Below are 22712 nucleotides of genomic sequence, written 5' to 3'. Positions count from 1 at the left end.
CATGTCGTACCGCCGTGGACGCGACCGGGGCCAGGTCGCCATCGAGTACCTGGGGTTCGTCCCGGTCCTGCTGATCGCCGGGCTGGCCGGGATCCAGATAGGGGCGGTCGCGTACGCGGCCGAGCAGGCGGCTACGGCGGCCCGGGCGGGGGCGCGCGCGGCGTCGCTGGAGCAGTCGTACACGCGGGCGTGCGCGGACGCGGTGAGCGGCGGGATCCAGGTGGCGTGCTCGGCCGGCGGCGGAGGCGACTCCGTGACCGTCACCGCGACCGTCCACATCCCCACCATCGTCTGGGACCTCGGCACCGCCACCAAGTCCGCCACCATGCCGCTCGACCACTGACCGAGGAGAACCCAGCCCATGAGTCTGCGGGCACGCATCAGCACCCCGGAGGAGCACGGCAGCCGGGGCGAGGACGGGCATCTGGTCGCCTCCTACCGGGCCAAGCTGCTGGAGGAGATCGACCTCGCGGAGATGAGTTCGCTCGCGGCGGCCGAACGCCGGGCGCGGCTGGAACGGGTGCTCGGGCACATCATCAGCCGCGAGGGCCCGGTGCTGTCGACGGTGGAGCGGTCGCAGCTGATCCGCCGGGTGGTGGACGAGGCGCTCGGCCTCGGCATCCTGGAACCGCTGCTGGAGGACGCCTCGATCACCGAGATCATGGTCAACGGACCGGACGCGATCTTCGTGGAACGCGGCGGCCGCGTCGAGCAGCTGCCCCTGCGGTTCGTCTCCGCCGACCAGCTGATGCAGACCATCGAGCGGATCGTGTCCACGGTCAACCGCCGGGTGGACGAGTCCAACCCGATGGTGGACGCCCGCCTCCCCTCCGGCGAGCGCGTCAACGTCATCATCCCGCCGCTGTCCCTCACCGGGCCCATCCTCACCATCCGCCGCTTCCCGCGCTCCTTCACCCTCCAGGAGCTGATCGGCTTCGGCTCGCTCGACGAGCACATGGTGTACCTGCTGGCGGGCCTGGTACAGGCCAAGTTCAACATCATCGTCTCGGGCGCCACCGGCACCGGGAAGACGACCCTGCTGAACGCCCTGTCCGGGCTGATCCCGCCGCACGAGCGCATCATCACCATCGAGGACTCCGCCGAACTCCAGCTCCAGCAGACGCACGTGGTCCGCCTGGAGTCCCGCCCGCCGAACGTGGAGGGCAAGGGCCAGGTCACCATCCGCGACCTGGTCCGCAACTCCCTGCGCATGCGCCCCGACCGGATCGTGGTCGGCGAGGTCCGCGGCGGCGAGTCCCTCGACATGCTCCAGGCGATGTCCACCGGCCACGACGGCTCCCTGGCGACCGTGCACGCCAACAGCGCCGAGGACGCCCTCACCCGGCTCCAGACCCTCGCCTCCATGTCGGACGTCGAAGTCCCCTTCGTCGCGCTGCACGACCAGATCAACAGCGCCGTCGACGTCCTCGTCCAGCTCACCCGGTTCGCCGACGGCGCCCGCCGGATCACCGAGATCGCACTGCTCGACAGCCACGGCGGGGAGCCGTACCGGCTGGCCACCGTGGCCCGCTTCGAAGCCCGGCCCATGACCCCCGACGGCCGGGTGCACGGCGCCTTCCGGTACTTCCCGCTGCCCCGCCGCACCGCCGACCGCCTCTACATGGCGAGCCAGCCCGTCCCGCCGGCCTTCGGCGTCGCCCGCACCGCCGACCAGCTGGCCACCCGAGAAGCCAGGTAGGACCCAGGACCATGGAACTGCACACCCTCGTCCAGCTCACCACCGGCGTGGCGCTGCTGACCTGCGTCCTGGCGGTGGCCGGCGTGCACGCCTACGCCTCCGGCCGGGCCCGGCGCGCCGCCCTCGTGGACCGCCTCGCGCACAGCGGAGCGCCGCCGGGGGCCGGCCGGAGGCGGCGCTTTCCCGCCCTGGACCGGCGGCTGCGCCGTACCCGGCCGGGCCGGTGGCTGGAGCTGCGGCTGGCGGCGACCGGCCTCGACGTCACACCGGGCGAGTTCTTCGCCGCCCTGCTCGCCACGGTCGCCGCGCTCTGGCTGATCGGCCAGGCCGCCCTGGCGCCCTTCTTCGGCCCGATCGCCGGACTGCTCGGCGTCGGGGCGGCCGTCCAGTTCCTCAACTGGCAGCGGCAGAAACGCATCGAGCGTTTCATCAACCAGCTCCCCGAGCTGGCCCGCATCCTGGCCAACGCCACCCAGGCCGGACTCGCCCTGCGCACCGCGATCGGCATGGCCGCGGAGGAGCTGGAGGCCCCGGCCGGCCAGGAACTGGCCAAGGTCGCCGACCAGCTGGCCATCGGGCACTCGCTGGACGACGCGCTCGGGGAACTGGCCGACCGCCTGCCCTCACGCGAACTGGTCGTCCTCGTCACGACGCTGGTGCTGTCCAACCGGGCGGGCGGCCAGGTGGTCTCCGCCCTGCGCAACCTCACCGAGACCCTGGAGGAGCGCAAGGAGACCCGCCGCGAGATCCGCACCCAGCTCTCCCAGGTGACCATGACGTCGTACGCCGTCCCGGTCCTGGGTGTCGGCGCGCTGTTCCTGATGAACGGCGTCAAGGACGGCGCCCTGGACCGGATGACCGGCTCACCGGTCGGCCAGGCGTGCGTGATCATCGCATTCGCCATGTACGCCGTCGGTTTCGTCCTGATCCGGCGCCTGAGCCGGATCGACGTGTGAGGGCCGGGCCGTGATGGAACTCCTCCTCGCGCTGCTGATGGGCCTCGGCGTCTGGGGCGTCTTCGCCGGCATCCGCATGTACCGCGCGGACGCCCGGCTCCCCGCCGACCTCGCCGTCGCCCTGGAGGTCGGCGCCACCCGCACCGGCGCGGTCGGCTCGGTCGTCGACCGCATGGGCATGCGCTACGCCCCCGCCGTGCTGCGCCTGATGGGCCCGCGCCTGGTCGCCAGGTACCGCAGGAGGATCGACCTGGCGGGCAACCCCGGCGGCCTGACCATCGACCGCTACGCGGCCCGCCGCGCGGTCTACGGCGCGCTCGGCGCCGTCGGCTGCCTGGTCTTCCTGCTCCGCGGCCAGTGGTTCGTCGCGCTGCTCCTGCTGCTCTTCGGCGCGTTCTGGACGGAGGTCGGCATCTGGTCGGCGATCCGGGTCCGCAAGGACGTCATCGAGCGCACCCTGCCCGACTTCCTGGACGTGCTGGCGGTGGTGGTCAGCGCGGGCCTCGGCTTCCGCCAGGCCCTGGACCGGGTCGCCTCCCGCTACGAGGGCCCGTGGGCCGACGAACTGCGCATCACCCTGCGCCAGATGGACCTCGGCATGAGCCGCCGTCAGGCCTTCGCGGAACTGCGCCGGCGCAACGACTCCGAACAGGTGGCCATGTTCGTCACGGCCCTTCAGCAGGGCGAGGAGCTGGGCGCGCCCATCGTGGACACCCTGGTCTCCCTGGCCAGGGACATGCGCCGCACCGACGCCCAGAACGCCCGCCGCAAGGCCGCCCGCGCGGTGCCCAAGGCCACGCTGATGATCACCACCTTCATGGTCCCGGCGACGATGCTCCTGCTGGGCGCGGGCCTGCTCCTCGGCTCCGGCGTGGACTTCGGCTCGCTCACGGGGAAGTGAGGACGGCCATGACGGCGACGGGCCTGACGGGACGCGGCGAGCGCGCGCGAGGACACCGCCTCGCCACCCGGCTCCGGGAGACCGGCGCCCGCCTCGCCCACCGGCCGGGGGGAACGCGGCACGGGGCGACGGACCGGGAGCGCGGCGGGGCGGGGCCCACCGGGGACGGGGCGGCCGGGCAGGGGCCGGTGCGCAGGGAGCGGGGAAGGCGTACGGCCCGGGCGGCGGCCGCGGCTCCGCTCACCGAGCCCTCCGAGAAGCTGCAGATCAGTGCCCTCCAGGCCATGTGCCGCCAGGTCTTCGGTTTCCGCCTGGCGATGATCGTCCTGTCGGCCCCCGCCGCCCTCCTCAACGCCGCCCCCGGCCTGGGCGCGCGCCTGGTCGGCGCGGCCGTGGTCGTCACCTTCATGGTGTCCTACGTCCTCTTCCGCGACTGGGAACGCTTCGGCCCGCTCCTGCTGCGCCACCCCAGCCTGCTGGCCGCCGACACTCTCTTCGGTGCCTTCCTGCTGATCTCGGCGGGCCCGGACACCACCCTCGCCTACGTCGGCGTCTGCACCCCGCTGCTGGCCGGCCTGGTCTACAGCTGGCGCGGCGCGGCCGGCTTCGCCTCCTTGCAGGCCCTGATCCTGCTCCTGGTCCACACCACCCTGAAGGCGGACCGGCACGCGCCCGTCGCCGAGGCCCTGCTCCTGCCCGGCCTGTGCGTCATCGCCGGCGCCATGGGCTCGACCCTGCGCAACCTGATGCTCCGCTTCGGCGCCGCGACCCAGGCCCTGACGGCCGTCCAGGCCCGCCTGGCGGCGGCGGAGGCGGTGAGCGCGGAACGCGCCCGGCTGGCCCGCGAGATGCACGACTCCGTGGCCAAGACCCTGTACGGCGTCGCCCTCGCGGCGGACGGACTGGCGGCCACGGCCGCCGCGGCGGAGCCCGACCCGTCCCGCGTGCGCGAACAGGCGGAGCTGGTGTCCCGCTCGGCGCGCAGGGCGGCGGCGGAATCCCGCGAACTGCTGACGGACCTGCGGCGGGACCAGCCGGAGACCGGGGTCCTGCCCCCGTTCTGGCGGGACCTGCCGGGCCGGGCGGCCGACTTCACGCGCCGCACGGGACTGCCGGTGATCTGCCACTGGGATGCCGGGGCCCCCGCCGGCCTGCCGCCCGTGCCACCCCCCGTGGCCCGCCTCCTCCTCTCGATCACCACGGAGGCCCTGGAGAACGCCCACCGGCACGCGTCGGCGACCCGGGTGGACGTCCGGGCGGCGGCCGACGGCCACCTGCTCCGCCTCACCATCCACGACGACGGCACCGGCCTCCCGCCCGGCACCACCCTGGAACGGCTCCGGGAGTCCGGCCACTTCGGCCTGCTCGGCATGGTCGAACGGGCGGCGCAGGCGGGCGCCCGCATCCGCGTCGGCAGGGGTGCCCACGCCCGCGGCACCGAGGTACGCCTGGACGTCCCCCTGCGGCCCCCCGCCGGCGTCGGCCCCTCGCCCCCGCCCGCGGCGTCGACGCCCCTGTCCCGGACCGCCTGAGAGGAGGAGCCGCCATGCGGTCGTCACCCGGCACGCCCCGGCCGGACTTCCCGCCCCCGCCCCCGGCCCCGCCGCCGCTGCGGCTGCTGGTCGCCGACGACAACCCGGTGGTGCGCGCCGGCCTGACGGCGCTGCTCTCGGACCGCGCGGACACCACGGTGGTGGCGGAGGCGAGGGACGGGCGCGAGGCGTACGAGGCCGCGCTGCGGCACCGGCCCGACGTCGTCCTGCTCGACGTCCGCATGCCCGGGGTCGACGGAATCTCGGCGTTGCCGCACCTGGTGCGGCTGGCTCCCGTCATGATGCTCACCTACAGCCACGAGGCGGAGACCGTGCGGGAGGCACTGCGGCTGGGGGCGGGGGGATACCTGGTGCACGGCGAGTTCACGACGGAGCAGTTGGTGCGGGCGGTGCGGGACGTCCGGGAGGGCCGGCCGCATGTGACACCGGGCGCGGCGAGAGCGTTGCTGACCACGTTACGGGAAGGTGCACCTGCACACACACCGCCTCAACGTCTGGTCGACACAACGATTTCCGACCCCACAACTCTTTCGCGAATGCAACCACCTATGGGACAGTCATTCCGATCGGGGTTCCGGCTGAGCGCGAGGGAGGCGGAGATCATGGACCTCATCGCGTCCGGCATGACCAACCAGCAGATCGCCGCCGCCTGCTTCATCAGCGAAAAGACCGTCAAGAACCACATCAACCGCATCTTCGCCAAGCTCCACAGCACAACGAGGTCCCAGGCGACGGCGAAGTGGCTGGGGGTGGCCTGACATGCGGTGGCGGAAAGAAAGCAACAGCATCGAATGGGCCTGGGGTTGGGCCCTGGGGCCCTCTGGTAACCGGACCGAGCCGCCGTACGCTCCCGGGATCCGAGGCGAAGCTGGAGGGGAAGACCGTGGGCAAATGGTTCAATACCACCGTCGCGTATCTGCAGGCTCGTGCCGCTCGCGACGACCGGGGACAGACGGCGGTGGAGTACCTCGGCATCATCGCGGTGGTCGTGGCGATCGTACTGGCGATCACCGGTACGAGTATCGGTCAGTCCATCTACGACGCGATCACCCAGAAGATTTCCGAGGTCACCGGCGGCTGATTCCTCCCCGCCGAGACGCAGGGCAGGCCTTCCCCATCTACATCACGGTGGTGGCAGGCCTGCTCTTTCTTGCGCTCGCGTACCTTGCCGTCGGCCAGGCCGCGGTGAACCGGGAAGGAACACAGACGGCTGCTGACGCGGCAGCGCTTGCGGCGGCTCAGAACGCTCGCGATCAACTTACGGACCAGTGGGTGGAAGTACTCCTCGACCCGACGAAATGGCAGGACATCTTCGAGGGCAAGGCAAGGGTCGAGGACCCGTGCTGGCGGGCCGAACAACTCGCGGCGCAGAACAACGCTCATGTGAACGCGTGCTTCTCCCCGGAAATGCTGGAGTACCGGGTCGACGTGAAGACCGACAAGTCCGTCGGCCGCTCGGTCGTACCCGGAACGAAGGACTTCAAGTCGACTGCCTCCGCAACCGCTGTCATCGAGCCGCTCTGCGACTTCGACCCCTCCGGCGAGGGAGCCGAGGACGGAGCGCTGCCGCAACTCACCTGTAAAGACAAGGCCTGGGAACTGAACCCGGACAAGCCGTCGGATCTCCCGAAAGCCGAAGACCTGTTCGAAGTCCACCTGGGCTGACCGACAAGCTGACGATGAGTGACGAAGGAAGCGGAGCGATGAGCATTCGGTGCGCTGCGAAGGTCCGCAGAGGTGTGGTCGCACTGTCCGTTGCGGCCGGTCTGGTCGTCGGTGCGGCCGGCTGCGGGGGCAGCGGTGACGACGGCAAGAAGCAGGAGAGCTCGGCGTCCGCCTCCAGAGCAGACGGGTCCGGGCCAAGCGCTCAGGAGGGACAGTCGGACGAGCCACTCGCCGAGCTCAAGGGCTCGGACGGCCTGCTTCTCCAAGTCACGTCGGCTCAACGGGATGCGGGCGGCTTCGTCACCGTCAACGGCACCTTGAAGAACGACGCGTCGGGCAGTGTCGTCATCCCTTCCGCCCTGAGTGGCAATGAGACCGAGATCCTGAGGAACGGCAGATCTTTGGGCGGCGCCACGCTCGTCGACCCGCAGGGCAAGAAGCGGTACTACGTTCTGCGGGACACCGAGGGCCGCCCACTGACGACCACCGGTTTCTCGACACTGAGGGCCGGTGACACCCTGACGGTCTTCATGCAGTTCCCGGCACCCCCGGCGAACGTGACCGAGGTGGCCTTCCAACTGCCGACGTTCTCGTCTGCCACCATCAAGATCTCCGGGTGAGGCCCCAGTGATCACCGAACCCCGCCTCGTCCTGACCGCCGCCGTTCTCCTGGCCGTCGTGGGTATGCCCGGGACCGTGGCCGTCGCCGACGACGGCGGTCCCAGTGAACCGCCCGGTACGGAACCCACCGCCACCGCCCCGGTGCGAGTGGACGCGACGGACCCCGACCTGAAACTCCCGGAGGGGGCCACGCTCGCCGAGGCCAAGGTGCTGGACATCAAGTCGGTCGTGGAGGACCAGAGCGGAGACGAGCGGCGTGAGGACACCAACGCCGATGTGACCTTCGCGCTCCAGGCCGAGGTCCTGTTCGCCAAGGACAGCGCGAAGATCGGCGCGGAGGCCGAGGCCCGCATCACCGGCATCGCCGAGGAGATCAGGAAACAGAACGCCACCCGTGTCCGCGTCTTCGGCTTCACCGACGACCTCGGCTCCTCCGCCCACGGCGACACCCTCTCCAAGCAGCGCGCCAACGCCGTACAGGCGGTACTGGACCAGGTGCTGAACAGCCCGGGCATCACCTTCGACGTCCGCGGCTACGGCGAGCAGTACCCGATCGCCGACAACTCCACCGAGGCCGGGCGCAAGAAGAACCGCCGGGTCGAGGTCACCTTCCCCCGTACCCGTCAGTGAGCCCCGCGAGCCGCCCGGACCGCCCCCGCACCGCCCCCCGCCCCGCCCCGTCACGGCGCCGTCCCCTCCTCCACGGCCACCTGGACACCCGCCCGCAGCCCCCACCCCGCCATCGCCCCCGCCTCCGCCTCCAGTACGTGCCGTGCCCGTGGGCGCGGCAGGCCCAGGCGGCCCGGGGGCATCGTGCGGACGGCGATGACGGTCAGACGGCGGTCCAGGTAGGCGACATCGATCGGGATGCGCATGCCGAACGTGTGCACTCCGCTCGCCGGCGACAGCAGCATCGCCCCGTCGACCGAGTCCCGGCCCAGCAGACCCCGCGTCCGCGCCCGGTAGGAGGCGGCGATCTCCAGGGGAACGAGGGCGGCCGGAGCCTCTCCCGTGCCCGTCCGTACGACCAGCCGTCCCCGCCCGTCCCGCCAGCGCCCCATGCCCTGCCCTCCCCTTCCGCGGCCGTCAACTCGCCGGGCCCTTAAATGCGTTGTCCTTTCCCGTCCTCCCCACTAGGAAGGGCGCCATGACAGGACTCGGCGTCGTATTCCGTCCCCAGCTCCCTCCCGAGCGGCTGCGCGCCGTCGCCCGTGCCGCGGACGCCGCGGGGCTCGAAGAACTGTGGCTGTGGGAGGACTGCTTCCTGGAGGGCGGCGTCTCCACGGCCGCCGCCGCGCTCGCCTGGACCGAGCGGGTGCGGGTCGGGATCGGGTTGCTGCCCGTCCCCCTCAGGAACGTCGCCGTCACCGCCATGGAAGCCGCCTCGCTGGAGCGCATGTTCCCCGGCCGGGCCGTCCTGACCGTGGGGCACGGGGTGCAGGACTGGATGGAGCAGGTCGGTGCCCGCGCCGCCTCCCCGCTCGGCCTCCTCGGTGAGCACCTCGACGCCCTGCGCGCCCTGCTGCGCGGGGAGCGGGTGAGCGTGCGCGGGCGGTACGTCCGGTTGGACGACGTAGCCCTCGACTGGCCCCCCGAGCGCCCGGTCGACGTCCTCGCGGGCGCCACCGGACCCCGCACGCTCCGGCTCTCCGGCGAGAAGGCGGACGGCACCCTCCTCACCGCCGCCACCTCGGCGGACGGCGTACGGCGTGCCCGGGAGCTGGTGGCGGAGGGACGGCGGGCGGCCGGACGCGGTGGCCCGCACCGGATCGTCGTCTACCTCCTGGCCGCCACGGGGGCCGGTGCCGGCGACCGGCTGCGGGCCGAACTCGCCGCCGAGGGACAGGCGTCGGCGGACGTGGGGGTCGCCGGGGACGCGGTCGCGGTCGCCGAGGCGGTACGGCGGCTGGCCGAGGCCGGTGCCGACACCGTCGTACTGCAGCCGACGGCGGACGAGCCCGACCCGGAGGGCTTCGTGCGCTTCGCCGCGGAGCGGGTCCGGCCCCTGGTGCCCTGAGGGGGCGGGGCCCAGTCGCAGGTCGGGGGGCGTTGTCAGTGGCGGGTGCCACACTGCCCGGCGTGAACGAGGAGACCGGAGACAGCGAAGAGACCGAGCCGGCCGGGGTGGCCCAGGAGGCCCGCGCGTACGGCTCGGGCGGTGCCGTGCGCCTGCGGGCCGTCACGGACGACGACCTGGAGAGCCTGTTCGCCTATGAGCACGACCCCGAGGCCGTCCGTCGGTCGAGGTTCACGCCCCGGCCGCGCGACGCCTTCTTCCGGCACTGGCGGGAGCGGGTGCTGCCCGACCCCGACTGCCTGGTCCGGACGGTCACCGTCGGCGGTGAGGTCGCCGGGAGCGTCGTGTCCTGGACGCAGGGCGGGCGCCGGTTCGTCGGTTACTGGCTCGGGCGGCCGTACTGGGGCCGTGGCGTCGGCACCCGCGCGCTCGGCCTGTTCCTGCGGCTGGATCCGGTACGTCCGCTGTACGCCGACCCCCACGCCGGCAACCCCGCGTCCGTGCGGCTGCTGGAGAGACACGGCTTCGAGCGCTCCGGCACGGTCGTGCACGGCACGGACGAGCACGTGCTGCTGGTGCTCGGGAAACCGGCAGGACTCCCGGCGGCTCCCTTGGGATCATGACCGTATGACTGCGAACCGTTCGTTCGAAGAGCTGGTGGCCGAGGGAGCCGCCGTACCGACCGAGGGGTGGGACTTCTCGTGGTTCGAGGGGCGGGCCAGTGAGGCGCGGCCTTCGTGGGGGTATGCCCGGTCGGCGGGGGAGCGGCTGGCGTCGGCCGAGGCCGCGCTCGACATCCAGACCGGCGGCGGGGAGGTGCTGGACTTCGCGCTGGGCCGGGCGGAGCCGGTGCGGCCGGTGCTGGTCGCGGCGACCGAGGGATGGCCGCCGAACGTGGCCAAGGCCACGGCGCTGCTGCGGCCCCGCGGGGTCGTGGTGGTCGCCGCCCCGGACGACGCACCGCTGCCGTTCGCGGACGGGGCGTTCGACCTGGTGCTCAGCCGCCATCCGGTGCGCCCGTACTGGGACGAGATCGCCCGGGTGCTGCGGCCCGGCGGGACGTACTTCGCCCAGCACGTGGGCCCGAGCAGCGTCTTCGAGCTGGTCGAGTACTTCCTCGGGCCGCAGCCGGAGGAGGTCCGCCGGGCCCGCGACCCCGAGCGGGAGCGGGCCGACGCGCAGGCGGCCGGGCTGGAGGTGGTGGATCTGCGGGCGGAGCGGCTGCGGATGGAGTTCCACGACATCGCCGCCGTCGTCCACTTCCTGCGCAAGGTGGTCTGGATGGTCCCGGGCTTCACGGTGGAGGCGTACGAGCCCCGGCTCCGGGCGCTGCACGAGCGGATCGAGGAGGAGGGGCCTTTCGTCGCGCACAGCACCCGGCAGCTGTTCGAGGTGCGCAAGACGGGCTCCTGAGGAAAGGGGCAGAACGGGCACTGCGCGTCAAAGAGCGTGCTCGTTCATCGTGTGTTCCCCCGGGTTTTCCACATCGTTATCGAACCGGGTTCACTTGAGCCACAGCCGTCACGTAAGTTCAGACCAGGGTAATTCGCGTGAGCAAAGCTGCGCGGGCGGTACCGCGCAGTGGAGGGGGCTGCGCGGTGCCGTGAGCCGGATGATCTTCGTTCGGCGCCGAAGCGGAACCGTCAAGTCACCGTTCGCTCGCCGCATCGCCCATCGGGGGGACCCCGGGCAACTCGCCGATGTGACCCCAAGACGGCGCAATCCTTGCGAATTCATGCACATCCGGCCGGTTTCCCTGGGATTCCACTGTGAAACGGCCGCCAAGCACCATCGAATCCGACTCTCCGCGGCCACCTTGGCGTTGCCGGGTGATTCCGGAGAGTAGTTGTGGCACGCCGATGCACCCACGAACCCTTACGAAGGGTTATGGTGGAAACCCCCCCTCGGGCCGGTCCGTCTCCCCCCCACGGACCGGCCCGTTTTTCGTTCCCGGGCCGGACCGCCAGGCCACGGGACCGGGATCCACCCGCCGGAGGCACCGGAGGCACCGGAGACACCGGAAGCACCAGAAGCACCGGAAGCACCAGAAGCACCGCGGGGACCGCGCGCGGCCTCCCCGTGGACGCCGTGCCGGCGCCTCGCGGCGGCGCGATCGGCCACCGCCCGCCCGCCTTCGGCGGCGAATCACCACGAAATCCGCAGGCCGGAGCCCAGGGCCTCAACCACGCCCCGGACAGCGGTAGGCTCAACGGCTCCGGCACCCCGTTTCCCGCGCCCAACCCCCGGAGGGTCTACGTGAACCTGCGCGACAAGCTGCGCGGCCTGCTCGTCAGGCTCTACGCACGCCGGGTGGAAGGCCACCTCGACCACGCTCAGGTGCCCAAGCACATCGGCGTCATCATGGACGGCAACCGCCGCTGGGCGAAGGCGTCCGGCTCCAGCACCGTCCATGGTCACCGGGCCGGCGCCGAGAAGATCGAGGAGTTCCTCGGCTGGTGCAGCGAGACCGACGTCGAGGTGGTCACGCTGTGGCTGCTGTCCACCGACAACTTCGACCGGCCGCAGGAGGAACTCGTCCCCCTGCTCGGCATCATCGAGGACGTCGTCCGCACCCTCGCCGCCGACGGCCGCTGGCGCGTGCACCACGTCGGCACGCTCGACCTGCTGCCCGCGCAGATGCAGACGGCGCTGAAGGAGGCCGAGGAGGCCACCGCCCACATCGACGGCATACTCGTCAACGTGGCCATCGGCTACGGCGGCCGGCAGGAGATCGCCGACGCCGTGCGCTCCATGCTCCTCGACGCCCACGACAAGGGTGTGCCGATGGAGGAGCTCGCCGACTCCGTGGACGTCGACATGATCGGGCGTCACCTCTACACCGGTGCCCAGCCGGACCCGGACCTGGTGATCCGCACCAGCGGGGAGCAGCGGCTGTCCGGATTCATGCTCTGGCAGACCGCGCACTCGGAGTACTACTTCTGCGAAGTCTTCTGGCCGGCCTTCCGGAAGGTCGACTTCCTGCGCGCCCTGCGCGACTACGCCGCACGTCACCGCCGTTACGGCGGCTGACCCGCCCGTACCGCCCCGTCGCCGCCCGGTGACGGGGCGTTTTCGGTTACCCCGATTCCCAAGCGCGTAACGAGGAGTTCACCGTCGCGCCGGTGGCCGCTTTTGCATGGCGGCGCTTGTTCGAGGGCATAAACCAAACAGGTCGACACCCGAACCACGGGCGTCGGATCTCAGCGGGCGGCACGGGGCCGTCCGCCCGGGAGGCCCTTTGCACCAGCCCGACCGTGCGGTCCTGGCACGGAAGCAGCCGCGGAGGGCCGGTTCACGGCCCGCCGCGCGCGGGGGCCAGACACCGGTCCAGCATCACTTCGTCGCTCCCCGACCTCAACCGAGGGGGTACGTCCTTCCGTGGTGACCAGCACAAAGCGCCACAAGCCAGACCGGCGCACGTATGTTCTCGACACCAGCGTCCTGCTGGCCGACCCGAACGCCCTGAGCCGCTTCGACGAGCACGAGGTCGTGCTCCCCATCGTGGTGGTCACGGAGTTGGAGGCCAAGCGGCACCATCCGGAACTCGGCTACTTCGCCCGCCAGGCGCTGCGCCTGCTGGACGACTACCGGGTGAAGTACGGTCGCCTCGACGCCCCCATCCCGATCGGGGAACTCGGCGGGACGATCCGTGTCGAGCTCAACCACTCGGACCCCAGCGTGCTGCCCACCGGCTACCGCCTGGGGGACAACGACTCCCGCATCCTCGCGGTGGCCCGCAACCTGCAGGCCGAGGGGTTCGACGTCACCGTCGTGTCGAAGGACCTGCCGCTGAGGATCAAGGCGTCCTCGGTCGGCCTCCTCGCCGAGGAGTACCGGGCCGAACTCGCCATCACGGAGAACTCCGGCTGGACCGGGATGTCCGAACTCACCCTGTCGGCCGAGCAGGTGGACATCCTCTTCGAGGAAGGACACGTGTACGTGCCGGAGGCGTCCGACCTCCCCGTGCACACCGGCCTGACCATCCAGTCCGAGCGCGGCAAGGCGCTCGGCCGGGTCACCGCCGAGGGCAACGTCCGGCTGGTGCGCGGCGACCGGGAGGCGTTCGGCATCAAGGGCCGCAGCGCCGAGCAGCGCGTCGCGCTCGACCTGCTGCTCGACCCGGACGTCGGCATCGTCTCGATGGGCGGCCGGGCCGGCACCGGCAAGTCGGCGCTGGCGCTGTGCGCGGGTCTGGAGGCGGTCCTGGAGCGCCGTCAGCACCAGAAGGTGATGGTCTTCCGGCCGCTGTACGCCGTCGGCGGACAGGAACTGGGCTATCTGCCGGGCACCGAGGCGGAGAAGATGAGCCCGTGGGCACAGGCCGTCTTCGACACCCTCTCGGCGGTCACCAGCCGGGAGGTCATCGAGGAGGTCACCGCGCGCGGGATGCTGGAGGTGCTTCCGCTCACCCACATCCGCGGGCGCTCGCTGCACGACGCCTTCGTGATCGTGGACGAGGCCCAGTCCCTGGAGAAGAACGTCCTGCTGACCGTTCTGTCCCGGATCGGGGCCAACTCGCGGGTGGTACTCACCCATGACGTGGCACAGCGGGACAATCTGCGCGTGGGCCGCTATGACGGCGTCGTCGCCGTCGTGGAGAAGCTGAAGGGGCATCCCCTCTTCGCCCACGTCACGCTGAATCGTTCCGAGAGGTCCCAGATCGCGGCGCTTGTGACCGAAATGCTGGAGGACGGTCACATCTGACGCCGGTGTGACGGCCGTTGGCGCCGTCCGGCAAAAGGCCATGAGCCTAGCCGGGCGGCGCCTTGGCGTGTGGAGCTTTCCTGAAATCCCCGGGGCCAAACGAGATGTGAGCTTTCACACGCAACGCAGAATTGCCACCCGGCGTCCGGTTACGGCAGAGTCTCAGTCCTGTCAGGCCCCGCATACGACACACCTGTACCGCCAGCTGTACGGCACCACAGACTTCGCACCAACTCCATAGAGTTCGTCGTATGCCGCCCGCGCACCACGCGGCGCTCCCTCCGGGGGAGTTGCCCACCGGGCCCGCGCCTCCCGTGACCCCGCAGTTGGGAGGCCAGCGTCAGGGGCACGATTGCGTCCGCCAGGGTCACCGAAGCGGGCGATGCTGGAAGGAAACCGTGTGAGCCGGATTTCGGTCCGGGGATTCGCAGTGGCCTCGGCCACCGCGGTCACCGCCGTCGGAAGCGTCGTCGGCGTTGCCTCGGGCAGCGTCGCGCAGAACAACAACGACGCCGAGGCGACGGCAGCCGACACCACGCTCCTGGCGGACATACCCGCGGGTCAGCAGGCGCAGGTGCAGACCGCGTCCCTGACGCAGCAGGCCGACGCCCAGGCCATCGCCGCGGACGTGAGCGCCAAGAAGGACGCCGAGGAAGCGGCCCGCAAGGCCGCCGCCGAGACCGCGATCGCGAAGAAGGAAGCCGCCGAGCAGGCCGCCAAGGCCGCCAAGGAGGCCAAGGAGCGCGCCGCCGAGACGAAGGCCGCGGCGGCGAGCCGCGACGACGTCCGCGACTCCTCCAGCTTCCCGGCCCAGAGCAGCTACTCGGTCGCGCAGATCCAGGCCATGGCCCGTCAGATGGTGGCGGGCGACCAGTTCCAGTGCTTCAGCAACATCGTGGACCACGAGTCCAGCTGGAACTACCGCGCGGTGAACGCCTCCTCCGGTGCCTACGGCCTCTTCCAGGCCCTGCCCGGCTCCAAGATGTCCTCCGCCGGCGCCGACTGGCAGACCAACCCGGCCACCCAGATCAAGTGGGGCCTCAGCTACATGAACGAGCGCTACGGCAGCCCCTGCCAGGCGTGGTCGTTCTGGCAGGCCAACCACTGGTACTAGGCCGCCCACCCGGCCTCCGGCCCCGCGCAGCCCCTCCCCGTCCATGGGTGAGGGGCTTTCGCCCTGTACGGTCGTACCGGACGACTCCAGGGGGGAGTGGTGGCGAACGGCCGGGACGCGGGGGAAGAGGACGGATGATGTCGCGAGTGCCAGGGTGGCTCGGCCGGCTCGGAGCCGGTCTCACCGAGATCAGCGAGCGTCTGGACCAGCGCCGCGCGGAGGCGGAGCAGGAGCCCGCCGAACCCACCGCGCCCGCCCGGCCCACCGCGCCCGCCCGGCCCGCCGGACCCGCCGCGTCCGCCGGATCCGCGCCGGCCGACGCGCCCGCCGCCGAGGCGGCCCCGACCGTCCGCAAGCCCGTGTCGCCGGCGCGCGGCCACCGGCCCGATCCGGCCGAGGCCGTGCCCTGGGGCGTCCGGGTCGCCGCCGAGGCCGGCTGGCGGCTGCTGGTGCTGGCCGGCACGGTCTGGGTGCTCATGCGGGTCATCAGCGCCGTCCAGCTGGTGGTGTTCGCCTTCGTCATCGCCCTGCTGGTCACCGCCCTGCTCCAGCCGACGGTCGCCCGTCTGACCCGGCGCGGGGTGCCCCGCGGTCCGGCCACCGCGCTCACCGCCATCAGCGGCTTCGTGGTCATCGGCCTGATGGGCTGGTTCGTGACCTGGCAGGTCATGGAGAACATCGACACGCTCTCCAGCCAGATCCAGAGCGGCATCGACGATCTGCGCAACTGGCTGCTGAAGAGCCCCTTCCACGTCACCGACAAGCAGATCAACCAGATCGCCAAGAACCTCCGCGAGGCGATCGGCGCCAACGCCGACCAGATAACGTCCGCGGGCCTGGAGGGCGTCCAGGTCATCGTGGAGGCCCTCACCGGCATCCTGCTGGTGTTCTTCTCGACCCTGTTCCTGCTCTACGACGGCAAGCGGATCTGGGAGTGGTTCCTGAAGCTGGTGCCCTCGGCCGCCCGCCCGGGCGTGGCCGGCGCCGGCCCGCGCGCCTGGCGCACCCTGACCGCCTACGTGCGCGGCACGGTCCTGGTCGCCCTCATCGACGCGATCTTCATCGGCATCGGCATCTACTTCCTGGACGTGCCGATGGCCGTCCCGCTGGCCGTCTTCATCTTCCTGTTCTCCTTCATCCCGCTGGTCGGCGCGGTCGCCTCCGGCGCGCTCGCGGTCATCGTGGCGCTGGTCACCCAGGGTGTCTTCGCGGCCGTGATGACCCTCGTGGTGGTCCTCGCGGTCCAGCAGATCGAGGGCCACGTCCTCCAGCCGTTCATCCTTGGCCGCGCGGTCCGCGTCCACCCGCTGGCGGTCGTACTGACCGTGGCCGCCGGCGGCATGGTGGCCGGCATCGGCGGCGCCGTGGTGGCCGTCCCGCTGGTGGCGGTGACGAACACGGTGGTGGCGTACCTGCGGCAGTACGCCGAGGAGGTACAGCAGGAGACGGCGGACCGTCCGGCGTTCGCGGACGGAGCCGTGCACGCCGGCGGGGAGCCCGGGGACGCGGTCTCCGGTGCGGGCACCGAGGACGCCGAAAGCCCCGCCCACGAGCAGTGAGCGGGGCCTTCGGACAGCGGGTCACTCGGCGAGCAGCGCCTCGGCGTCGAGGGTGACGGCGACCGCCTGGACCACGGAAGCGATCTTGAACGCCTCCTGGACGGTCTCGCGCTCCACGCCGGCCTTGCGCAGCACCTGCTCGTGCGAGTCCAGGCACATGCCGCAGCCGTTGATCGCGGAGACCGCGAACGACCAGAGTTCGAAGTCGACCTTCTCCACGCCCGGGTTGCCGATGACGTTCATCCGCAGGCCCGCGCGCAGGGTGCCGTACTCGTGGTCGGACAGCAGGTGCCGGGTGCGGTAGAAGACGTTGTTCATCGCCATGATGGCGGCGGCCGCCTTGGCGGCCTGGTACGCCTCCGGCGAGAGGTTCGCCTTCGCCTCCGGCTCCAGCTCACGCAGCACGATCGGGGAACGCGAGGCGATCGCGGTCGCCAGCACCGTGCCCCACAGCTGCTGCGCCGGCAGCTCCGAGTTGCCGATGACCGAGCCCAGGTTGAGCTTCAGGTCCTTGGCGTAGTCCGGTACACGGGACTTGAGGGAGTCGAGCGACACGGGTCACTCACCAGCCAGCAGCGCGACCGGGTCGAGGGTCTGCTCGCCCTTGGTCCAGTTGCAGGGGCACAGCTCGTCGGTCTGCAGGGCGTCCAGGACCCGCAGGACCTCCTTGGGGTTGCGGCCCACGGAACCGGCGGTGACCATCGTGAACTGGATCTCGTGGTTCGGGTCCACGATGAAGACGGCGCGCTGGGCGTAGCCGTCCTCGCCCTCGATGCCGAGGTCGCGCATCAGCTCGTGCTTGGGGTCCGCCATCATCGGGAACGGCAGGTCGGTCAGGTCCGGGTGGTCCTTGCGCCAGGCGTGGTGGACGAACTCGGAGTCGCCCGAGAAGCCGAGGATCTGGGCGTCGCGGTCGGCGAACTCGTCGTTCAGCTTCCCGAACGCGGCGATCTCGGTCGGGCACACGAACGTGAAGTCCTTGGGCCAGGCGAAGACCACGAGCCACTTGCCCTCGTAGGACTTGTGGTTGATCTGCTCGAACTCCTTGCCCGACTCCAGCGAGACGCAGGCGGTCAGATCGAACTCGGGGAACTTGTCACCGACAGTGAGCACAGGCTCTCCTTGCAGCGAAGAAACTGCCTTTTTGGGGCGTTTCCCATGGGTTGGACGTTGTTGATGTTGGCACACGAGGCATTGATTAGGGAAATAGCTACACTAGGTCGTGTTGATCGGAGGTAGCTATCAGTGACCATGAGTAACGGCAAGCGGAAGCAGCCCAGCCTGGCGCAGCTGCGGGCGTTCGCCGCCGTGGCCGAACACCTGCACTTCCGGGACGCGGCGGCGGCCATCGGGATGAGCCAGCCCGCGCTGTCCGGCGCGGTCTCCACACTGGAGGAGACACTGGGCGTGACCCTCCTCGAGCGTACGACCCGCAAGGTGCTGCTCTCACCGGCGGGTGAGCGGCTGGCCGTACGGGCCAAGGCGGTGCTGGAGGCGGTCGGGGCGCTGCTGGAGGAGGCCGAGGCGGTCCGGGCGCCCTTCACGGGCGTGCTGCGCCTCGGGGTGATCCCGACGGTGGCGCCGTACCTGCTGCCCGCCGTCCTGCGCCTCGTCCACGAGCGCTACCCGCACCTGGACCTCCAGGTGCACGAGGAGCAGACCGCCAGCCTGATCGACGGCCTGAACTCCGGCCGGCTGGACCTGCTGCTGCTCGCGGTGCCGCTCGGGGTGCCCGGGGTCGTCGAACTGCCGCTCTTCGACGAGGACTTCGTGCTCGTCACGCCGCTCGACCACGGGCTCGGAGGGCGGGAGGGCATCCCCCGCGAGGCGCTGCGGGAGCTGAACCTGCTGCTCCTGGACGAGGGCCACTGCCTGCGCGACCAGGCGCTCGACATCTGCCGGGAGGCCGGCCGCGAGGACGCGCCGGTCACCACCACCGCCGCCGGCCTGTCCACCCTGGTCCAGCTGGTGGCCGGCGGCCTCGGCTGCACGCTGCTGCCGCGCACCGCTCTGAAGCTGGAGACCGCCCGCAGCAGCCAGCTGCTGACCGGCTACTTCGCCGAGCCCGCCCCGAGCCGCCGCGTCGCCTTCGCGATGCGGGCGGGGGCGGCCCGGGCCGGGGAGTACGCGGAGCTGGCGGCGGCGCTGCGCGACGCCCTGCGCGCACTGCCGGTCCGGGTGCTCGGCACCGCCGACCAGCCGGCCGGACCGCCTACTCGGTACGCAGCCCCTCCGGCCGCATCAGCCGGATGAGGGGCGGCAGGCTCAGCAGGGTGACCGCGAGGACCACCGCCGCGCCGGCGCCGGTCATCGACAGGACGCTCGCCCAGTCCACGGACACCCTCGTGCCCACCATCTTCAGCAGCACCGTGCCGAGCGTCAGCCCCACCACCGAGGCGAGGAGCAGGCCCAGCGCGACGGGGATCGCCGTCTGCCACAGCACCGACATGCTCAGGGTGCGCCGCCGGGTGCCGAAGGCGACCAGCGCCGACAGCAGCTTCCTGCGCTCGCGCAACTGCTCCAGCTGGGACACCAGCAGGCTGAGGCCGATCAGTGCCAGCACACAGAGCGCGCCGACCAGCGTTCCCGTCCGGATGGAGGTGAACTTGCGCGACTGCTCGGTGGACGACCACACCATCACGTTCGCCAGCGGATCCACCGCGGCCGCCGTGTTGCGGACGTACTCGTGCACGTCCGGCACCGCGTCGTCGGTCGAGACGTACACCGCCCCGCTGAACGCCACCGAGCCGCGGCCGGGTGCGGCGGCCGGGGTCAGCAGGAACCCGCCGATCCTGTTGCCGTTCGGCGAGGTGACCGAGCGGACCTTGCGCAGGCCGCCGGGCACGGTCCACACGCTCTCGGGGCGCTGGTCGAAGCCGAAGTTCAGGTCGAGGTAGAGCCGGCGGCCGGGCTCGGCCAGCTTCACCGTGTCGGCGTCCGAGACGCTGTCGGACCCGGTGGCCACGAAGACGTCCCCGTCGTGGCAGCTGGGCAGCCGTGCCACCTGGCGCAGGGCGGCGCAGTCGCCGACCGTGACGCCGGTGGAGGCGGTGGGTCCCTCGCCGCGCCAGCTGCGGTCGCCGACGTCGGCGCTGCCCAGCGCGAGGGCCTTCCGCACGCCCTCGGTGGCGCCGAACTCGGCGGCGGCCCGGGTGAAGTCGACGCCCCGGGACAGGTTGACCTGTATCTGGGCCCGGGTGGTGTCCTGCCCGGTGGCCTTGGTGTAGTCGCCCTGGACACCGGCGAACAGCATCTGCATCGCGATCGCCCCGGCCACCGCGACCGCGATGCCGTTCACCATGCGGGCCGCGGATCCGCTGCTCAGCTGCAGGCGCCGTACGGCCAGTTGCCAGGCGACCCCGCCGCGTCCGAGCCGGGCCACCACCGCCTCGACGATCCACGGCAGCAGCGCCGTCACGCCGACGAGCAGCAGCAGGACACCGCCGATCACCAGGTACTCGTTGAAGTAGCCGTTCGACGGGCCCTGCCCGACCATCGGGACGAGCAGCGCGAGGCCGCCCAGCGGCAGCAGCAGCCGCCACCACAGCCGGCGGCGCCGGGGCCTGGCCGTACGGACCACGCCCAGCGGCTCGATGACCACCCCGCGCAGCGCGAACAGGGTGACCAGCACCGCCGCCGCCGGGACGGCCACCGCGACCAGGGCGGCGAGCGCCGGCGTGGGGTCGAGGTAGCTGGGGAACACGCTGACGCCCATGACCTCGACCGAGCCCGCGAGCTGACGGCCGAGCAGGAAGAAGACGGCGCCGAAGACCAGTCCGAGCAGCGATCCGGCGAGGGCCTCGCCGGCCGCGATCCGCCGGGTCATCCGGCTGTCGGAGCCCACCAGCCGCAGCGCGGCCAGCCTGCGGTCGCGCCGCTCCCCGCCGAAGCGCACGGCCGCGGCGATGAACACGGCGACCGGCATCAGCAGCACCACGAAGACGACCAGCACCAGCAGCAGCAGGACCGGGTCCAGCCGGCTGGCCGGCGTCGGCCGCGGCGGGCCGAACTCGGTGATCCGGGCCGTCTGCCAGCCGTTGATCCGCGCCGCGAGGTTCTCCGCACCGGCGTAGTAGGCCAGTTCGTGCGAGCCGATGAGCCCCCGCTCACCGATCGTCCCGGTGATCCGGTACGGCAGCCGCTCGCGCAGCAGCCTGCCGTCCGCCGAGCCGAGCAGCTCCTTCAGCGCGGGGGAAACGACCATGTCGCCCGGTGCCGGATACGCCGACAGGCCGGGGGCGAGCGGGGCCCGCGGCCCTTCGGGCTGCACCAGCCGGCCGCGCACCTCGCTGCCGTGGAACGTCGTGTCGGCGTCGGAGATCACCAGTGTGTCGGCCGCCTTCGGCCGGTTCGGGCCGTAGGTGTAGTCCAGCCGGGCCTGGTCGCGGTCGTGCCGGACCGCCAACGCGTTCGGGATCGCCGTCGTCAGCAGCAGCAGTGCCACACCCAGGCCGACGCCGACCGCCGTGAGCACCATCCGGACCCAGCCCTCGCGCCCGCCGGTGACCGCGAACCGGACCCCCATGCCCAGGTCCCGGCTCCACCGCCCGACGTTCATATGGCCCGCTCCATGTCCCGGGACCGGCCGTCGCGTACGACGATCTCCCGGTCGGAGTAGGCGGCGACCCGGGCCTCGTGCGTGACGAGCACGACGGCCGCGTTCGTGGAGCGGGCCGCGTCCGTGAGCAGCTCCATCACCCGCTCGCCGTTGAGGGAGTCGAGCGCGCCGGTCGGTTCGTCGGCGAAGAGCACCCGGGGTCCGGTGACCAGCGCCCGCGCCACCGCGACCCGCTGGCCCTGGCCGCCGGAGACCTCGCCGGGCCGCTTGGCCCGGAGGTCGTCCACCTCCAGGCGCTCCATCCAGGCGAGCGCGGTCCGCTCGGCCTGCCTGCGGGGGGTGCCGTTCAGCCTGAGCGGCAGCGCCACGTTCTCCACGCAGGTCAGCTCCGGGACCAGCTGGCCGAACTGGAAGACGAAGCCGAACTCGCTGCGGCGCAGGGCGCTGCGCTCGCCGTCGCTCATGCCGGCCAGTTCGCGGCCGTCGTAGGTGATGGAACCGGAGTCGGGCGGCACGATGCCGGCGAGGCAGTGCAGCAGCGTCGACTTGCCCGAGCCGGAGGGACCCATCACGGCGACGACCTCGCCGGGGTGGATGGAGAACCCGGCGCCGTCCAGCGCGACGGTGGGGCCGTAGGTCTTGCGCAGGTTCTCGGCGGCGAGCAGGGAGCCGGGCGGAGGGGTCATCGGGCCACCGCCGCACGGAGCTTGTCGAGGCGCGCGGCGGTCAGTTCCAGCCAGCGCAGGTCGGCTTCCAGGTGGAACAGGGCGTGGTCGCAGATCAGCTGGTCCGCGAGATCGCCCTTGCGCTTTCGGTCGGTCAGGATCCGCATGCTGCGCAGGTGCTCGGCGCGCTGCGTGTCGAGGATGTCGGCCGCGTCGCGGTGGGTGAGGAGGGCGAGGACGACCTTGGTGTAGAGGGTCGACTGGAGGTACTCCTCGGGCTTCTCCGGGGTGGCGAGCCAGCGCTCGACGTCGGTGATGCCGGCGTCCGTGATCGCGTACCGCTTGCGCTCGGGGCCGCCGCCCGCCTCGATCCCGTCGACTTCCACGAGGCCGTGCTTCAGCAGCCGGGACATCGTGGAGTAGACCTGGCCGTAGTGCAGCGGCCGGTCGTGACCGAACTTCTCGTCGAAGGCCCGCTTGAGGTCGTAGCCGTGGCGCGGGCCGGACTCCAGGAGCCCTAGGAGGGTGTGACCGATGGACATGGCAGCACTCTACACAGGGTGTATACGCACGATGTATACGCGGAGTGTGCAGACCTCGGCGGGAGGGGGGGCCGTGCAGGTGGCGGGCGTTCGTCACGGTTTCGCGACAGCCGCCCGGCCCCGCCGGCGACCACGCCGGATCCGCCTGGCGGGTCCGG

24 protein-coding genes are annotated in these 22712 nt (G+C 71.7%); 18 read left to right on the top strand and 6 right to left on the bottom strand.

Translation table 11 applies throughout. The annotated features are described in order from the left end of the window. Position 1: 1 nt before the first annotated feature. The 10 genes from ABZ576_RS22675 to ABZ576_RS22630 all read left to right on the top strand — a co-directional run bounded on the left by ABZ576_RS22675 (position 2) and on the right by ABZ576_RS22630 (position 8025). A complete protein-coding gene (locus ABZ576_RS22675) occupies positions 2-343 on the top strand; it encodes a TadE/TadG family type IV pilus assembly protein (protein WP_360743580.1) in 342 nt (113 codons plus the stop codon). 18 nt (positions 344-361) lie between these two features. Beyond that, positions 362-1699, top strand: a complete 1338-nt coding sequence (locus tag ABZ576_RS22670; RefSeq protein ID WP_360743577.1) for a CpaF family protein — start codon at positions 362-364, stop codon at positions 1697-1699. 11 nt (positions 1700-1710) lie between these two features. Beyond that, a complete protein-coding gene (locus ABZ576_RS22665) occupies positions 1711-2655 on the top strand; it encodes a type II secretion system F family protein (RefSeq protein ID WP_360743574.1) in 945 nt (314 codons plus the stop codon). Between the two features lie 13 nt (positions 2656-2668). After that, a complete protein-coding gene (locus ABZ576_RS22660; protein ID WP_360743571.1) occupies positions 2669-3556 on the top strand; it encodes a DUF5936 domain-containing protein in 888 nt (295 codons plus the stop codon). 284 nt (positions 3557-3840) lie between these two features. Next, a complete protein-coding gene (locus tag ABZ576_RS22655) occupies positions 3841-5088 on the top strand; it encodes a histidine kinase (protein WP_360743872.1) in 1248 nt (415 codons plus the stop codon). A gap of 14 nt (positions 5089-5102) precedes the next feature. Beyond that, positions 5103-5867: a response regulator transcription factor gene (locus ABZ576_RS22650; RefSeq protein ID WP_360743568.1), complete on the top strand. Its 765-nt coding sequence runs from the start codon at positions 5103-5105 to the stop codon at positions 5865-5867. Between the two features lie 125 nt (positions 5868-5992). Further along, positions 5993-6190, top strand: a complete 198-nt coding sequence (locus tag ABZ576_RS22645) for a hypothetical protein (RefSeq protein ID WP_360743565.1) — start codon at positions 5993-5995, stop codon at positions 6188-6190. Next, positions 6187-6774 (top strand): pilus assembly protein TadG-related protein, encoded by a 588-nt coding sequence (locus ABZ576_RS22640; protein WP_360743869.1) that lies wholly within the window; start codon positions 6187-6189, stop codon positions 6772-6774. Before ABZ576_RS22645 ends, ABZ576_RS22640 begins: the two co-directional genes overlap by 4 nt. A 38-nt stretch (positions 6775-6812) precedes the next feature. Next, positions 6813-7394: a hypothetical protein gene (locus ABZ576_RS22635; protein ID WP_360743562.1), complete on the top strand. Its 582-nt coding sequence runs from the start codon at positions 6813-6815 to the stop codon at positions 7392-7394. 64 nt (positions 7395-7458) lie between these two features. After that, positions 7459-8025: an OmpA family protein gene (locus ABZ576_RS22630; RefSeq protein WP_360743866.1), complete on the top strand. Its 567-nt coding sequence runs from the start codon at positions 7459-7461 to the stop codon at positions 8023-8025. A 50-nt stretch (positions 8026-8075) separates the two neighbouring features. Here ABZ576_RS22630 and ABZ576_RS22625 read toward each other — a convergent pair whose 3' ends face one another. Continuing rightward, entirely contained in the window at positions 8076-8456 is a 381-nt protein-coding gene (locus ABZ576_RS22625; protein ID WP_360743559.1) for a DUF192 domain-containing protein, read from the bottom strand. Positions 8457-8506: 50 nt separating this feature from the next. Between ABZ576_RS22625 and ABZ576_RS22620 the strand changes: the two genes are divergently transcribed. The 7 genes from ABZ576_RS22620 to ABZ576_RS22590 all read left to right on the top strand — a co-directional run bounded on the left by ABZ576_RS22620 (position 8507) and on the right by ABZ576_RS22590 (position 16789). Further along, positions 8507-9412: an LLM class flavin-dependent oxidoreductase gene (locus ABZ576_RS22620; RefSeq protein WP_360743557.1), complete on the top strand. Its 906-nt coding sequence runs from the start codon at positions 8507-8509 to the stop codon at positions 9410-9412. Between the two features lie 107 nt (positions 9413-9519). Beyond that, entirely contained in the window at positions 9520-10035 is a 516-nt protein-coding gene (locus ABZ576_RS22615; protein ID WP_360743863.1) for a GNAT family N-acetyltransferase, read from the top strand. Between the two features lie 4 nt (positions 10036-10039). After that, positions 10040-10825 (top strand): class I SAM-dependent methyltransferase, encoded by a 786-nt coding sequence (locus ABZ576_RS22610; RefSeq protein ID WP_360743554.1) that lies wholly within the window; start codon positions 10040-10042, stop codon positions 10823-10825. An 843-nt stretch (positions 10826-11668) separates the two neighbouring features. Beyond that, positions 11669-12442: an isoprenyl transferase gene (locus tag ABZ576_RS22605; RefSeq protein WP_360743551.1), complete on the top strand. Its 774-nt coding sequence runs from the start codon at positions 11669-11671 to the stop codon at positions 12440-12442. Positions 12443-12790: 348 nt separating this feature from the next. Next, positions 12791-14116: a PhoH family protein gene (locus tag ABZ576_RS22600; RefSeq protein WP_360743548.1), complete on the top strand. Its 1326-nt coding sequence runs from the start codon at positions 12791-12793 to the stop codon at positions 14114-14116. Between the two features lie 382 nt (positions 14117-14498). After that, on the top strand, positions 14499-15230 hold the full coding sequence (locus tag ABZ576_RS22595) for a transglycosylase SLT domain-containing protein (RefSeq protein ID WP_360743545.1): 732 nt from the start codon (positions 14499-14501) through the stop codon (positions 15228-15230). Between the two features lie 137 nt (positions 15231-15367). Further along, entirely contained in the window at positions 15368-16789 is a 1422-nt protein-coding gene (locus tag ABZ576_RS22590) for an AI-2E family transporter (RefSeq protein ID WP_360743543.1), read from the top strand. A gap of 21 nt (positions 16790-16810) precedes the next feature. On the opposite strand, the gene ABZ576_RS22585 is transcribed toward ABZ576_RS22590, so the two are convergent. Further along, positions 16811-17344: an alkyl hydroperoxide reductase gene (locus ABZ576_RS22585; RefSeq protein WP_360743540.1), complete on the bottom strand. Its 534-nt coding sequence runs from the start codon at positions 17342-17344 to the stop codon at positions 16811-16813. Between the two features lie 3 nt (positions 17345-17347). Beyond that, positions 17348-17902, bottom strand: a complete 555-nt coding sequence (locus ABZ576_RS22580) for a peroxiredoxin (protein ID WP_360743538.1) — start codon at positions 17900-17902, stop codon at positions 17348-17350. 138 nt (positions 17903-18040) lie between these two features. Here ABZ576_RS22580 and ABZ576_RS22575 point away from each other — a divergent pair, with 138 nt between their 5' ends. Beyond that, on the top strand, positions 18041-19042 hold the full coding sequence (locus tag ABZ576_RS22575) for a LysR substrate-binding domain-containing protein (protein WP_360743860.1): 1002 nt from the start codon (positions 18041-18043) through the stop codon (positions 19040-19042). On the opposite strand, the gene ABZ576_RS22570 is transcribed toward ABZ576_RS22575, so the two are convergent. The 3 genes from ABZ576_RS22570 to ABZ576_RS22560 are packed head-to-tail and all read right to left on the bottom strand — an operon-like array spanning position 19002 to position 22554. Beyond that, positions 19002-21347, bottom strand: coding sequence for an FtsX-like permease family protein (locus ABZ576_RS22570; RefSeq protein ID WP_360743536.1), 2346 nt, complete (start codon positions 21345-21347; stop codon positions 19002-19004). The two genes, ABZ576_RS22575 and ABZ576_RS22570, sit on opposite strands and share 41 nt — an antisense overlap. Continuing rightward, complete coding sequence (locus ABZ576_RS22565) at positions 21344-22033, bottom strand: ABC transporter ATP-binding protein (protein ID WP_360743533.1); 690 nt, start codon at positions 22031-22033, stop codon at positions 21344-21346. The genes ABZ576_RS22570 and ABZ576_RS22565 overlap by 4 nt, the downstream gene beginning before the upstream one ends. Continuing rightward, positions 22030-22554, bottom strand: a complete 525-nt coding sequence (locus ABZ576_RS22560) for a PadR family transcriptional regulator (RefSeq protein WP_360743530.1) — start codon at positions 22552-22554, stop codon at positions 22030-22032. Before ABZ576_RS22560 ends, ABZ576_RS22565 begins: the two co-directional genes overlap by 4 nt. Positions 22555-22712 lie beyond the last annotated feature (158 nt).

The sequence above is a fragment of the Streptomyces sp. NPDC013455 genome, assembly GCF_040632975.1.
In the GTDB taxonomy this organism is placed as follows: Bacteria; Actinomycetota; Actinomycetes; order Streptomycetales; family Streptomycetaceae; genus Streptomyces.
Note: the sequence above shows the minus strand (reverse complement) of the source record. Positions and strands in the feature narration are given on the sequence as shown.

What these genes read in the sequence shown, in the direction of transcription:
- ABZ576_RS22610 (WP_360743554.1), top strand. Translation starts at nt 10,040, where the DNA reads ATGACTGCGAACCGTTCGTTCGAAGAGCTGGTGGCCGAGGGAGCCGCC.
- ABZ576_RS22660 (WP_360743571.1), top strand. Translation starts at nt 2,669, where the DNA reads ATGGAACTCCTCCTCGCGCTGCTGATGGGCCTCGGCGTCTGGGGCGTC.
- ABZ576_RS22635 (WP_360743562.1), top strand. Translation starts at nt 6,813, where the DNA reads ATGAGCATTCGGTGCGCTGCGAAGGTCCGCAGAGGTGTGGTCGCACTG.
- ABZ576_RS22675 (WP_360743580.1), top strand. Translation starts at nt 2, where the DNA reads ATGTCGTACCGCCGTGGACGCGACCGGGGCCAGGTCGCCATCGAGTAC.
- ABZ576_RS22565 (WP_360743533.1), bottom strand. Translation starts at nt 22,033, where the DNA reads ATGACCCCTCCGCCCGGCTCCCTGCTCGCCGCCGAGAACCTGCGCAAG.
- ABZ576_RS22560 (WP_360743530.1), bottom strand. Translation starts at nt 22,554, where the DNA reads ATGTCCATCGGTCACACCCTCCTAGGGCTCCTGGAGTCCGGCCCGCGC.
- ABZ576_RS22575 (WP_360743860.1), top strand. Translation starts at nt 18,041, where the DNA reads ATGAGTAACGGCAAGCGGAAGCAGCCCAGCCTGGCGCAGCTGCGGGCG.
- ABZ576_RS22670 (WP_360743577.1), top strand. Translation starts at nt 362, where the DNA reads ATGAGTCTGCGGGCACGCATCAGCACCCCGGAGGAGCACGGCAGCCGG.
- ABZ576_RS22595 (WP_360743545.1), top strand. Translation starts at nt 14,499, where the DNA reads ATGCTGGAAGGAAACCGTGTGAGCCGGATTTCGGTCCGGGGATTCGCA.
- ABZ576_RS22655 (WP_360743872.1), top strand. Translation starts at nt 3,841, where the DNA reads ATGTGCCGCCAGGTCTTCGGTTTCCGCCTGGCGATGATCGTCCTGTCG.
- ABZ576_RS22625 (WP_360743559.1), bottom strand. Translation starts at nt 8,456, where the DNA reads ATGGGGCGCTGGCGGGACGGGCGGGGACGGCTGGTCGTACGGACGGGC.
- ABZ576_RS22630 (WP_360743866.1), top strand. Translation starts at nt 7,459, where the DNA reads ATGCCCGGGACCGTGGCCGTCGCCGACGACGGCGGTCCCAGTGAACCG.
- ABZ576_RS22570 (WP_360743536.1), bottom strand. Translation starts at nt 21,347, where the DNA reads ATGAACGTCGGGCGGTGGAGCCGGGACCTGGGCATGGGGGTCCGGTTC.
- ABZ576_RS22590 (WP_360743543.1), top strand. Translation starts at nt 15,368, where the DNA reads ATGTCGCGAGTGCCAGGGTGGCTCGGCCGGCTCGGAGCCGGTCTCACC.
- ABZ576_RS22650 (WP_360743568.1), top strand. Translation starts at nt 5,103, where the DNA reads ATGCGGTCGTCACCCGGCACGCCCCGGCCGGACTTCCCGCCCCCGCCC.
- ABZ576_RS22665 (WP_360743574.1), top strand. Translation starts at nt 1,711, where the DNA reads ATGGAACTGCACACCCTCGTCCAGCTCACCACCGGCGTGGCGCTGCTG.